At 31.1% G+C, this 11,664-nt stretch carries 14 protein-coding genes; 3 read left to right on the top strand and 11 right to left on the bottom strand.

What is annotated here, in order from left to right:
• The first annotated feature begins 11 nt into the window (after window positions 1–11).
• Window positions 12–1,190, top strand: coding sequence for an NAD(P)/FAD-dependent oxidoreductase (locus ABDZ69_RS00555; RefSeq protein WP_343765324.1), 1,179 nt, complete (start codon window positions 12–14; stop codon window positions 1,188–1,190).
• Window positions 1,191–1,237: 47 nt separating this feature from the next.
• Here ABDZ69_RS00555 and ABDZ69_RS00550 read toward each other — a convergent pair whose 3' ends face one another.
• Window positions 1,238–2,122 (bottom strand): YihY/virulence factor BrkB family protein, encoded by an 885-nt coding sequence (locus tag ABDZ69_RS00550; protein ID WP_343765322.1) that lies wholly within the window; start codon window positions 2,120–2,122, stop codon window positions 1,238–1,240.
• Between the two features lie 87 nt (window positions 2,123–2,209).
• Here ABDZ69_RS00550 and ABDZ69_RS00545 point away from each other — a divergent pair, with 87 nt between their 5' ends.
• Window positions 2,210–2,620 carry a DUF3842 family protein gene (locus tag ABDZ69_RS00545; protein ID WP_343765319.1) on the top strand — a complete coding sequence of 137 codons (411 nt, stop codon included), beginning with the start codon at window positions 2,210–2,212 and terminating at the stop codon, window positions 2,618–2,620.
• A gap of 35 nt (window positions 2,621–2,655) precedes the next feature.
• Here ABDZ69_RS00545 and ABDZ69_RS00540 read toward each other — a convergent pair whose 3' ends face one another.
• The 7 genes from ABDZ69_RS00540 to ABDZ69_RS00510 all read right to left on the bottom strand — a co-directional run bounded on the left by ABDZ69_RS00540 (window position 2,656) and on the right by ABDZ69_RS00510 (window position 7,326).
• Window positions 2,656–3,246: a class I SAM-dependent methyltransferase gene (locus ABDZ69_RS00540; RefSeq protein ID WP_343765315.1), complete on the bottom strand. Its 591-nt coding sequence runs from the start codon at window positions 3,244–3,246 to the stop codon at window positions 2,656–2,658.
• Window positions 3,239–3,760, bottom strand: coding sequence for an ECF transporter S component (locus tag ABDZ69_RS00535; RefSeq protein ID WP_343765312.1), 522 nt, complete (start codon window positions 3,758–3,760; stop codon window positions 3,239–3,241). Before ABDZ69_RS00535 ends, ABDZ69_RS00540 begins: the two co-directional genes overlap by 8 nt.
• 163 nt (window positions 3,761–3,923) lie before the next feature.
• The gene (locus ABDZ69_RS00530) at window positions 3,924–4,610 is read right to left on the bottom strand and encodes a hypothetical protein (protein WP_343765310.1); all 687 of its coding nucleotides are present in this window, start codon (window positions 4,608–4,610) and stop codon (window positions 3,924–3,926) included.
• Between the two features lie 115 nt (window positions 4,611–4,725).
• Window positions 4,726–5,022, bottom strand: coding sequence for an AzlD domain-containing protein (locus ABDZ69_RS00525; RefSeq protein ID WP_343765308.1), 297 nt, complete (start codon window positions 5,020–5,022; stop codon window positions 4,726–4,728).
• Window positions 5,019–5,732, bottom strand: coding sequence for an AzlC family ABC transporter permease (locus ABDZ69_RS00520; protein WP_343765306.1), 714 nt, complete (start codon window positions 5,730–5,732; stop codon window positions 5,019–5,021). Before ABDZ69_RS00520 ends, ABDZ69_RS00525 begins: the two co-directional genes overlap by 4 nt.
• Window positions 5,733–5,753: 21 nt before the next feature.
• A complete protein-coding gene (locus ABDZ69_RS00515) occupies window positions 5,754–6,563 on the bottom strand; it encodes a mechanosensitive ion channel family protein (protein ID WP_343765304.1) in 810 nt (269 codons plus the stop codon).
• Between the two features lie 148 nt (window positions 6,564–6,711).
• Window positions 6,712–7,326, bottom strand: a complete 615-nt coding sequence (locus tag ABDZ69_RS00510) for an anaerobic carbon-monoxide dehydrogenase catalytic subunit (RefSeq protein WP_343765302.1) — start codon at window positions 7,324–7,326, stop codon at window positions 6,712–6,714.
• A 149-nt stretch (window positions 7,327–7,475) separates the two neighbouring features.
• Here ABDZ69_RS00510 and ABDZ69_RS00505 point away from each other — a divergent pair, with 149 nt between their 5' ends.
• On the top strand, window positions 7,476–9,485 hold the full coding sequence (locus tag ABDZ69_RS00505; protein ID WP_343765300.1) for a methyl-accepting chemotaxis protein: 2,010 nt from the start codon (window positions 7,476–7,478) through the stop codon (window positions 9,483–9,485).
• 28 nt (window positions 9,486–9,513) lie between these two features.
• Here ABDZ69_RS00505 and ABDZ69_RS00500 read toward each other — a convergent pair whose 3' ends face one another.
• The 3 genes from ABDZ69_RS00500 to ABDZ69_RS00490 form a co-directional block, all read right to left on the bottom strand.
• A complete protein-coding gene (locus ABDZ69_RS00500) occupies window positions 9,514–9,954 on the bottom strand; it encodes a hypothetical protein (RefSeq protein ID WP_343765298.1) in 441 nt (146 codons plus the stop codon).
• Window positions 9,951–10,928 (bottom strand): diaminopimelate dehydrogenase, encoded by a 978-nt coding sequence (locus tag ABDZ69_RS00495; protein ID WP_343765296.1) that lies wholly within the window; start codon window positions 10,926–10,928, stop codon window positions 9,951–9,953. Before ABDZ69_RS00495 ends, ABDZ69_RS00500 begins: the two co-directional genes overlap by 4 nt.
• A 185-nt stretch (window positions 10,929–11,113) precedes the next feature.
• Window positions 11,114–11,653, bottom strand: coding sequence for an MORN repeat-containing protein (locus ABDZ69_RS00490; protein ID WP_343765294.1), 540 nt, complete (start codon window positions 11,651–11,653; stop codon window positions 11,114–11,116).
• Window positions 11,654–11,664 lie beyond the last annotated feature (11 nt).

Raw genomic sequence — 11,664 nt, 5'->3', positions numbered from 1 at the left:
GATGTTTTAAGATGTCCAAAGAAAATATTATTATAATCGGAAATGGTGCAGCAGGATTTTATGCCGCTACTACCATAAGGGAAAAAGATAAGGATTGCGGTATAACCATTATCTCAAAGGAAACATCCCTTAGCTATTACAGGCCTTCCCTATCTTCCTATTTATCTAAAGAAGAGCTAGGAAGTACTTTTTATCTTGCTAAGGAAAACTGGTATAGGGAAAATAATATAAATTTACTTCTAGGGAAATCCGTAGAAAACATTAATGTACAAGAGAAAAAGGTAATATTTATTGATGGAGAGGTTATTAGTTATGATAAACTAATACTTGCTAATGGAAGCCATAATTTTATACCTCCAGTGCCTGGTAAAGATAAAGAAGGAGTTTTTTCTTTAAAATCTCTTTACGATGCTGAGAAAATAAAAGCCTATGCCAAGAACTGCAAGAAAGCCATAGTTATAGGTGGTGGTCTCTTAGGTTTAGAAGCTGCTTGGGAATTGAAAAAATGTGGGCTTAATGTTACTGTAGTAGAATTTTTTGACCGATTGTTACCAAGACAATTGGACTTAAAAGGCTCCCTTCTTTTAAAATATTCCGCAGAAAAAACAGGAGTAGAATTTATTTTAGGGGATTCCCTTGTGGAAATTCTCGGTAACAATAAAATTACAGGTGTTAAGTTAAAAAGTGGAACTACTTTAGAGTGCGATATTCTCCTATTTTCAGTGGGTATTAGATCTAATAAAGATATCGCAGAAAAATCTTCCATAGAAACTTCAAATGGCATTATAGTTAATAACAAAATGGAAACTAGCGTTAAGGATATTTATGCCTGTGGAGATGTAGCAGAATTAAATGGAAGAGTTTACGGTACTTGGCTTTCTTCCGTAAAGATGGGCAAAATAGCGGGAACTAATGCTATAGGCGGTGATGACATATTTAAAGACTTCATTTCCACCCTTATATTTAACTCAATGAATACTAAGGTTTTCTCCTGTGGTAACTGGGGAGAGGATTTTGAGCAGCTTTCCTATGAGAACTCTGAAGAGGGACTTTACTATAAGTACTTTTTTAAAGATGATAAACTAACTGGTGCCATGCTCTTAGGCAACATAGCTCTTTCAAATAGAATAACCAGTTGGATAAAAAATGGATACTCTAAGAATCAAATTCTATCAGAAAAAATTATATAAATTTTATGCTAACATGAAAGGTAGTGTAGAAAGTACACTACCTGTTATTATCTTTTTCTATCAAACGCTATAAAAGCATTTATCTCCCCACCAATTATAATAATTATGGATGTAAAATAAAGCCATGTAAGAAGTATTATTACTGCTCCTATGCTTCCATAAATCTTTGAATAATTTCCAAAATTATTAACATAAAAGGCGAAACCAAAGGAAGTAATTATCCATCCTAGTGTTGTAAATATAGCCCCTGGAATAACTTCCTTAAATCTTAATCTTCTACTAGGAATATACCTATAAATTATTGTAAATATAAATATCATTGAAAGTATTATTATACCATATCTTATAATATTCCAAATAAAATTATAATAATTACTAAGCCCTAACTTATAAATTAAAAAGGAACCTAGCATTTCACCAAATACTAATAATAGCATTGTAATTATAATTAGAAATCCTAGGGCTAAGGTACTTATGATTGAAATAATTATAACTTTAAGTAAGGATCTTTTCTCTTTTTCATCATAAGCTTTATTTATTCCCTTTATTACACTTCTAAATCCACTAGATGCAGTCCATATAGTAAAAACTATACTAAAGGACATTAAATTAGTATTTTTAGTATTAAATACTTCCAATACAGTAGAACGAATCAGTTCATAAGTACTTTCTGGAAAGGCATTGCTAATTTGAGCTAACATAATCTCTCCATCAATTGCACTATATCCTATTAATGTAATCAAAAAAATTAAGAATGGAAAAAAGGACAACAGCAAGCTATAGGATAGCTGGGAAGCGAGCATTGGCACTTCATCATCTATCACTCTTTTTATAAGAGCTTTAAAATTGCTAACTATGCTTTTCAATATATCACCCCTTCCAAAGTTGCTCTTAAATATATTATGCCACAAAGTTATAAAAATTGTTTCCATTTTTTCAGAGAACAGAGTACATAGACTAAAAAAATCCATAAAAATATTATATAATTATTAGTATGAATTAAAACTTGGAGGTTCACAATGAAGGTTGTTGTAATAGATGGTCAAGGAGCTGGCTTAGGTAAAGCCATTATTAAAAAACTTAGAAAAGAAATTGAAGACTTGCATATAATCGCCCTTGGAACTAATAAACTAGCTATGGATAATATGATTAATAGTGGTGCTGATATTGGTATTTTTGGAGAAAAAAATATATGCGCTTATCTGTTAACAGAAAAAATCCACTGCCTAATAGGCCCCATTGGAATTATCTGTTCTGGCGGCATAGGCGGTGAAATTACAGCTAATATATCAACCATAATTTTTCAAAAGGATTGCACAAAATATCTTCTCCCATTGCAAAAACATGGATTTTACATACCTGGCACAAGGAATTTGCAGATTAAGAACATTATTAAAGAGATAATTGAAGACATAAAAATTTCTAATTAATTTTTATGTCTTCAACATCTGTTCTCTGTTATTTTTTATCCCTTATCTGTTTCAGTAACTAAAATTCCTGAAACAAAGTACATTTCCTCATCATCAATGATTTTATCAATCTGAAAATATCTACTCATTATATTAGCAGTAATCTTTCCTTCTGGAAGTAAGTGGTCTTTTACAGAATCACTTTTTTTATGAATATTATTTATCTTTTCCTTACTTTCTGAGTGAGCAATTATAATTTTACCATTCTCATTCAAGAGTTTATAAAGATGTGAAAATAACTTTTCTTTATCTGTAAAATGAGGGTAAACAGAGTATAAAAATATGTAGTCAAAATTTCCTTCGTGGAATTCCATAATGTCTCCTGCTACAAATTCTACTCTTTCATCATTATATTTACCCTTTGCAATTTCAATCATATTTTCTGATAAATCTACGGCTTTTATGGTTTCTGGCAAAAGTTCTAGTAAGTATTTAACTAAAACCCCTGTCCCCGTTCCCACATCTAAAACTTTACATCCTTTTTCAACCTTAGATAGCTCTATAATTTTTCTTATCTTAATCTCATCATGGTTGCATATTTCATCCCATTTGCTTGCTAAGCTATTAAAAAATTCTCTATCATTCATTTATATTTACCACCATACCGCTATTTTCTAATCCTTTTACTATAGCTGGAATTAAAGCTAACTGAATTAATATTCCCCATATAGGTTTAATAAAAGCTCCCCCTAAGAACATTCCTAGAGCATAAGGCTTTCCTCCTAGAGATAGCAATAAATAGTTTGAAATACCTGAAACAAATCTTCCAACAATCATGGCTGAAATTAACGATGTATATATGCTGTATTCCTTGTCTTTAAAAAGATATCCTGATAAAAATCCGTAAGTTGCCAATTCAAAACCCATAGATATAGCCACTGGATATATGGGAGGCATACCTGAGATTACTGAGTTTAAAAATGGAGTAATGGCACCTATTAATAAACCGTATTTTTTCCCAAGAATAAACCCACATAATAAAACTGGAATGTGCATAGGCAAAAATATTGTTCCCGGTATTCCTGTACTATGGAATATATAAGGTATTATTAATCCTAGGGCTAAAAAAACACTTCCCTTTACTAAGGATTTAGTATTCATAAAAATTCCTCCTTTAAAAATATAAAAGGCAGGGAAAAAACTCCCTACCTTCGTGGTACGAATAATTAATTATTTTAAAAATTAGTTAATGACTGAAAGAGATTTTCGTAATCTCTATACAATTATATCATATTAATTACAACAATTAAATATTACCATAAATTCATTTAAATGCCTCTACACCTATTCTGTCAACTAAGGTTCCAAATCTTTCACCTATTGGACTTTCATCTTTATAAGCGAGTATCACCTTTTCCATAATATTTAAAGCTTCTTCTAGAGAGTATAATCCCCCTAACTCTTCACCAATTTTAGGTTTCTTTCCCCATTTACCTCCTAAGAAGATTTTAACACTACCTTTTTTCCCTCCAACTATTCCAAAGTCGTTTAAGTCAGCCTTTGTACAATTGTTTGGACATCCTGCTATTCCTACTTTGAACTTGTGTGGAAGTTTCATATCGTAAAAACCTAAATAAAATTTTTCATGCACTTCTCTAGCAAGGCTTTGAGTATCTAGTAATCCAAACTTACATACCGTACCTTTACAAGCCACCACAGGCCTAACTCTATTACCCGTTCCTCCTGAGTATAACCCAACCTCTTCTAGCTCTCTCTTAACATTTTCTATGCTTTCATATTTAATACCTGGTATTTCAACCGTCAATCTAGTAGTAAAGCTTATGTGACCGTATCCATATTTATCAGCTATTTCACCTAATTTACAAAGCTTTTCCTTTTTTAAGGTTCCATCTACGGTTATTACTCTACATACAAAATCTTCATTATTATTTTGCAAAATGAATCCTTGACCTTTTAATGCTTTTATTTCTTCTTCATTCACTTTTCTCATTTTAGGCCTCCTATACTTACATCGTTACTATTTATGTTACTACGAGAGATTTATTAAGTCTAATTATAATTTATTATAGAACTATAATCATAGGTTATAATCTAACTTCGCATATCTACATAATATAGCAAAGCAAAACCGTCATAATTCCTCCAAACACTACAAAAACTACATTCAAATTTAATAATGATAATACTATTGAAGCTATACTACCAATTAATGCACTCTTGAAGTCTCCAGTACTAAACAAAATATCTGGAAATATTAGTGCTGATAGTGCCGCAAAGGGAACAAATTTAAGAAACCTTCTCCAAAAGGGTGGTAATTCCTTATTATTTAAAAATACCAAAGGTATCAATCTTGGCAAATATGTAACTAAAGCCATAAATACTACTATTATAATATTCCTCATTTTATATCCTCCTTAAAACACATGGTTCCAACTAAAGACGAAACTATGGTAGCAATTATTATAGACCATCCCTTTGATAAAAAAGAAAATATCGGTGCAAAAACAATGATTAAATTAATTCCTGCAGATAATATAGCGGTTATTAAAATAGGTTTTGACTTTTTTATGGAAGGACCTATTAATCCAATAAACATAGAATATAGAGCTATACCCATGCTGTTTTGAATAATTTGTGGGATTATATTTCCAAGTAATACTCCAAGGATTGTCCCAAAAACCCAAGACAAATAAGCAGTAAAATTAAGCCCCAAAACCATATATGGGTTTAGACTTTCCTCCTCTAATAGAGATGACACTGCAAAGGTTTCATCTGTAATTCCAAAGGAAATAAAGTATAACAATTTTTTATTCTCACCACTATCTATTCTTTGTGATAAAGAGGATGACATTAAAAAATGACGAAAATTTATAATAAAAGTAGTTAGTATTATTTCTAATGGTGCTGAGTTAAGTGCCATTAGATTTACCCCAATAAACTGACTGGCACCAGCAAAAACCATTAAGGACATAATTATACCTATTTTATTTGAAACACCAGAAGACTTTGTTATTAGTCCAAAAGTTATCGCTATAGGTATGTACCCAATAGCGATAGGTATAGCAAGCTTTATCCCCTTTTTTAAATAAAGTAGTTTTTCTTTCTTATTCATTTTTAACCCCCTGTATTTATGTCAATTCTTCTTATTAATTAGGTGAATATCCATTTGATTATAAGGTATTGAAATCCCTTCTCTATCAAAGGCCACCTTTACCTCCTCTTGAAGATAATAATATATATCCCAATAGTCTTTGTTACTACACCAAACCTTAATTATTAGATTTACAGAGTTTTCCCCAAGCTCTTGCAATCCTATAAAAGGTTCCGGTTCTTTGTATATTAAAATATTTTTACATATAATTTCTTTAAGTATTTCTTTTACTTTCAAAAAATTATCTTCATAACTTATCTTAAAGATTAAATCTATTCTCCTATCCTTCTCTGTTGAATAATTTGTTATTTTTCCATTAGCTAAATCCCCGTTAGGAATTATCACCTTTTTATTATCTATTGTATTTAAATGTGTATATAATAACTGTATTTCTCTTACAGTACCTGAGTGACCCCCACTTTCAATATAGTCTCCCACACCAAAAGGTCTAAAGAACAATATTAAAATTCCACCTGCGAAATTAGATAAACTATCTTTTAGTGCAAGTCCAATGGCTAATCCAGCAGCACTAAGCACCGCTAAAAATGTAGCAATTGGTATATTTAGCATAGACGCAATGGTCAAAAATAATACTACCCTAAGCCCTATATTTATTATAGACTTAATAAAGGAATGTAATGATATATCTATTTTACTTTTCCTTAATCCCTTATCTGTAATCTTCAGTATAAATTTGATTAACCAATAACCAATAAATAGTGTAATGGAAATTTCCACTATCTTTCCACCATAATTAATCCATAAATCTTTTAACGTTCCTTGCCAATTCATATAATCACTTCCTTTAAATTGTTTTAAATCATTTTATCATAAACAGAGTTCTTGAACCAGATGGAGTTTTACTCCATTTGGTTCTTAGAAATCCTTATCCATAAATGCAATCATCGGATAAAAAAAGGAATATTAAAAACATAAGTTACTATGTTTCTAATATTCCCTTTAGCTTAGGTTCCACATATATATTTTTAGCTCCTATAGATAGTAATGTCATTGCAGAGCATAGAGCCTCAGGTTCTCTCCAATATATAAACATTCTCATAGGCAATTCATTAATATTACAATGAAAGCTATCCGTTAAAGCTAACAGTATTTTAACAATGGCGTACACTCCACTTAAATCTCCTAATCTTATTAATTTAGATATGTTATCATATTTATTTAAAATATCCCCAAAAGTTAATATAATTATATCTTCGGTAACAGTCGTAACTAGACTATGAAGATATTCATCCCCTTGTTTTTCATTTCCCCCTATTATATAAAAACTTTTTATTTTTTCTTCTTTTAAATCTTTAATAATAGCATTGGTAATTTTGGCTATCTGTTCCTGTGTTTCTCCATCCATATTTAGTAGTTGAGTATATCTTAAATTTAATTTTCCCATTTCCATGATTAGCTGTAATGAATCTTTTTTTCCATCTAGTTGAATATTTGATAATATTTTTTCCCCATCTTCATCTTTTTTTCCTAGAGAATAAGCCCTTTTGCGATAGGTTTCAATTCCCTTTAGTCCATAACTAATTAAGTCACACATAAAAACACCTCTATAGATTTACTATGTAATTAGTATTCCTTTAAGCGCTAATTTTATAACTTAATATTTTGTTGATTTATTGGATTTAATTGTTTATTATACTATTAATACGTTAAAGTGAAAAAAATGTAAACAATGGGGGGAATGACATGAAAATCGGAAGAAAAATAACAGTTTATGTAGTATTACTAGTACTTATTTCTATTGTTGCAACTGGAGGAATTACATATTTTATATCAAATAAAATAATTCTCAAACAAACTAATGATAGCTTAGTTAGTTCTTCAGTTTATCAAGGTAATAACATCTCTGATATTATTAAACAATATCAAATGGGTCTAAAAGGAGTTGCTACGAACTTAGAAATCAAAAGATTTCTAAAGGGAGACGAAAAATCCCCCGAAAAATCTAATGCAGCTTTAAAACAATATGCTGAGGGGTTAGATGAACTAGAGCATGTTTTCCTAGTTAGTAAAGGAGGATTTATAGTAGCAGATAGCGACCCTACTACTATAGGTATCGATTTAAGAGAAAGAGAATATGTTAAAGTAACTCAATCTCAGAACATTCCCTATATAAGTGAAACCTTAGTTTCTAAAGCTACTGGAAAGCATATATTTGTTTTTACTTACCCAGTGGTGGAAAACGGACAAGTTCTTGGTGTGGTTGCCTCTCCTGTTTTCTGCGATGCTATGACTAAGCATTTATCTAATTTAAAAATAGAAAGTTCTAAATCCAGCTATGCTTATCTCATAGACAATTACGGCATGACTCTTTATCATCCTGATAAAGAACTTATAGGTAAGCCAACAGAAAACCAAGTTCTAAATGATTTAATAACTAGGATTAAAAAAGGGGAAAGTATTGAAAGTCCTATATTTAATTATGAATATAATGGCAGCCATAAGATAGCATCCTTTTCGATAATACCTCAAACTAATTGGTTAACTGTTATGTCTGCAGATAGTGCCGAAATTAAAGCTCCTCTAGATAATTTAATATATTCAACAATAGTAATAGGATTAATACTTTCAGTTCTTTCTATTATAGGAGCATATGTTTTATCTAGAAGAATATCTTCTCCTATAGGCAAAATTACAAAGCTTATAGAAGATACAGCAAACTTTGATTTTACCGATAAAAAGGAATATAGCACCTTATCCATTAATAAGGACGAAACTGGAATAATGGCTAAGTCTATGGATAATATGAGAAAATCTCTAAAGGAATTAGCTTTAATCCTTCGAGATTCCTCTAAGGATATAAATAACAGTTCTCAAATTATACAAACTTTAGTTTCATCCGTGCAGCATAATACTAGTGATAATTCCGCCACTACAGAAGAATTATCTGCTGGCATGGAGGAAACTGCTGCTTCTTCCGAGGAAATTAATGCTTCCATAGATGAAGTAGGAATAAATATAAAAAGTATTTATGAAAAATCTACTGATGGTATTAAATTATCAAAGGAAATTACCCATAGGGCAGTGGACTTAAAAAATGACACCATATCCTCAATTAATAATGCAAAAAATATATATGTAGATATAAAAAGAGACTTTGACACTGCACTAGAACAAGCTAAAGCAATAAACCAAATAAACATGTTAGCCGATACTATTTTAGGAATTACAGCTCAAACAAATCTATTAGCTTTAAACGCTTCCATCGAAGCTGCTAGAGCTGGCGAGGCTGGTCGTGGCTTTGCTGTTGTAGCTGAAGAAATAAGGAAATTAGCAGAACAATCTTCACAAACTGCTGGCAAGATTCACGAAATAGTAAATGTAATTCATTCCTCCTTTAGGGGAATTACAGGAAATGCTGAAAAAGTACTCTTTTATATTGAGTCTAATGTAAATGCTGATTATGAGAAGTTTTTAAATGTAAGTCAACAATATAATACTGATGCAGATTCAGTAAATAAATTAATGGAAATGATAGGACAATCAATAAATGAGCTTAATGAATCTATGAATAATATCACAACGGCTATTGGCGAGGTTTCTTCCACAATGAATGAAGGAACTAAAGGTATTTCCGCCATTGTAGAAAAAAATGAAGAGATAGTACAAAAGGTAGTAGAAGTTGGCAAAAACGTAGATAAAAATAAAGAATATGCTAAAACTCTTGAGAATATAGTGATAAAATTTAAAATTTAAATTTATAGGGAATGGATGAAACCATTCCCTAATTAATTTTATTAATAATAATCTTGCTAACATAAAAAATTAATGGAAGAAGAATTATTAGTTGTAGCACAGGAATCAATCCTATAGGTGTGGTTGGAACTAAAGGCATGGTTAATACATTGTAACCCCATCTTCCTCTATATAATGCGCTAATTTCAAAGTAAAAACTTAAAAATAACCCATATAAAATCATTATGACAAAATCCTGTCTACTCCATTTTCCTCTAATCCAATTCAAGTCTTTATTTAAATAGGCTAGTAAAATATATAAGACTATGCTCATATTTACATCGCCTATAGTAGCACTTGCCATAAGCCTACCGTGACCCTCTAAATCTCCCATTATATAAAATCTACCACATTGGAAATACTCCCAAGTGTATTGAAATATACAAGCTACAACTATAACAACTAAAAGGTTATAAATAAATTTCTTCATAGCAATTCTTTTCTCAATTCCTCTGGGCTTTTAGAAGATAAATATGCAAAAGGAATATCAAAAACTGTAACTGCTCCTTTTTTTCCTTCCTTCGCCATTTTATAAACAGCTCTAGCATATGCAACCATGACACTAGAAGTAAATTCTGCATTGCTTTCTAATTTTAAACTAAATTCCATAAATTGATTTAATCCACCGCCAGTTTTACCTGTGCGTATAACGAACCCACCATGAGGCATACCTGAGTGATTTTTCTTTAGTTCTTCCTCAGATATAAAGTTCACTGTTGTGTTGTAGTCTGAGAAATAATTAGGCATAGTTTTTATGTCTTCTTCTATCTTATGTAAATCTGCTCCTTCTTTAGCAACCACATAGCATACACGCTCATGTTTTTCTCTTGTTGTAAATTCGGAGCATTCTCCACATCTAACCTTCTCTAAAGTTTCCTCAACTGGAATAGTGTACTGTATTCCGTTCTTTACTCCCTCAACTCTTCTTATGGCATCTGAGTGACCTTGGCTTACACCTTTTCCCCAGAAAGTATACTCTTTTCCTTCAGGCAAAATAGCTGAACCTAAAAGTCTATTTAAAGAAAATAGCCCTGGATCCCATCCAGTAGATATAAGTGCCACCGTTTCTCCTTCCTTAGCTACACTGTTCATTCTTTCAAAATACTCTGGGATTTTTGCATGAGTATCAAAACTGTCAACAGTGTTAAACTGAGAAGCTAACATAGGCCCTTGTTCTGCTAAATCTGTAGCAGATCCTCCACATAATATCATTACATCAATTTTATCTTTATAAATCTCTAATCTTGAAATATGAACTAGCTTTGAATTATTGTCTAATTCACTTACATCCCTTCTTGTAAAAATAGCTTCAAGCTCCATATCTGGATTTTGTTTAATAGCTTTTTCTACTCCTTTACCAATATTACCATAGCCTACAATTCCTACTTTAATTTTTTTATCCATAGTTCATCCTCCATATATAAAAATCTTGTTATAATTATTACCATTTAAATGTTATTTAGTAATTTTATATATTACTATCAATATATTTATATTATTGATAATAAGTCACAAAAGTATAAATAAATTATATCATATAAAAAAAACTTCTTGTAAACTACAAGAAAGTTTTTTATTATTTTTTTATATTATTTTACTAAACGTCCTCCCTTAAATTCCCCCATGAAGATTTCTCCATCAGGTTCAATAAGTATGCCTCTACCTTCTCTTTCATCATTTACCCACTGACCTATATATTTTCCACCGTCATCCCAAACAAAAGTACCTTCTCCATGCCTTTGATCATCTTTCCAGCTACCTGTATAGGTCTCCCCGTTAGACCAAGTGTATATACCCTGACCAGACTTTATGTCATCTTCCCATTGTCCTACATAAGTTTCACCATCTGACCAAGTATATATACCAAAGCCATTTTTTAAATCCTCTGCCCATTCTCCTATGTACTTTTCTCCAGTTACCCAAGTGTGAGTACCTTGCCCATGCATCATATCATTTTTCCATTGACCTACATACTTACTTCCGTCATTGTAAAGATAAGTACCTTCTCCATGCATCTTACCATCAACCTTTTCACCCACATATTTACCTCCGTGAATGTGTGAATGTGATCCATGATTTACTTTTTTAACTTTTATAGTTCCTGAAATTCCTTTTTTTATATTATTCATTTCTTCTTCTC

Origin of the sequence: Clostridium malenominatum (genome assembly GCF_039521365.1) — a bacterium.
Classification (GTDB): Bacteria; Bacillota; Clostridia; order Clostridiales; family Clostridiaceae; genus Clostridium_AW; species Clostridium_AW malenominatum.
The sequence above is the reverse complement of the archived record's forward strand: the minus strand, read 5'-3'. Positions and strand labels throughout refer to the sequence as shown.

Bases quoted from the DNA above. Each gene is read 5' to 3' on its own strand.
- ABDZ69_RS00555 (WP_343765324.1), top strand. From the start codon at position 12: ATGTCCAAAGAAAATATTATTATAATCGGAAATGGTGCAGCAGGATTT.
- ABDZ69_RS00550 (WP_343765322.1), bottom strand. From the start codon at position 2,122: ATGGAAACAATTTTTATAACTTTGTGGCATAATATATTTAAGAGCAAC.
- ABDZ69_RS00545 (WP_343765319.1), top strand. From the start codon at position 2,210: ATGAAGGTTGTTGTAATAGATGGTCAAGGAGCTGGCTTAGGTAAAGCC.
- ABDZ69_RS00540 (WP_343765315.1), bottom strand. From the start codon at position 3,246: ATGAATGATAGAGAATTTTTTAATAGCTTAGCAAGCAAATGGGATGAA.
- ABDZ69_RS00535 (WP_343765312.1), bottom strand. From the start codon at position 3,760: ATGAATACTAAATCCTTAGTAAAGGGAAGTGTTTTTTTAGCCCTAGGA.
- ABDZ69_RS00530 (WP_343765310.1), bottom strand. From the start codon at position 4,610: ATGAGAAAAGTGAATGAAGAAGAAATAAAAGCATTAAAAGGTCAAGGA.
- ABDZ69_RS00525 (WP_343765308.1), bottom strand. From the start codon at position 5,022: ATGAGGAATATTATAATAGTAGTATTTATGGCTTTAGTTACATATTTG.
- ABDZ69_RS00520 (WP_343765306.1), bottom strand. From the start codon at position 5,732: ATGAATAAGAAAGAAAAACTACTTTATTTAAAAAAGGGGATAAAGCTT.
- ABDZ69_RS00515 (WP_343765304.1), bottom strand. From the start codon at position 6,563: ATGAATTGGCAAGGAACGTTAAAAGATTTATGGATTAATTATGGTGGA.
- ABDZ69_RS00510 (WP_343765302.1), bottom strand. From the start codon at position 7,326: ATGTGTGACTTAATTAGTTATGGACTAAAGGGAATTGAAACCTATCGC.
- ABDZ69_RS00505 (WP_343765300.1), top strand. From the start codon at position 7,476: ATGAAAATCGGAAGAAAAATAACAGTTTATGTAGTATTACTAGTACTT.
- ABDZ69_RS00500 (WP_343765298.1), bottom strand. From the start codon at position 9,954: ATGAAGAAATTTATTTATAACCTTTTAGTTGTTATAGTTGTAGCTTGT.
- ABDZ69_RS00495 (WP_343765296.1), bottom strand. From the start codon at position 10,928: ATGGATAAAAAAATTAAAGTAGGAATTGTAGGCTATGGTAATATTGGT.
- ABDZ69_RS00490 (WP_343765294.1), bottom strand. From the start codon at position 11,653: ATGAATAATATAAAAAAAGGAATTTCAGGAACTATAAAAGTTAAAAAA.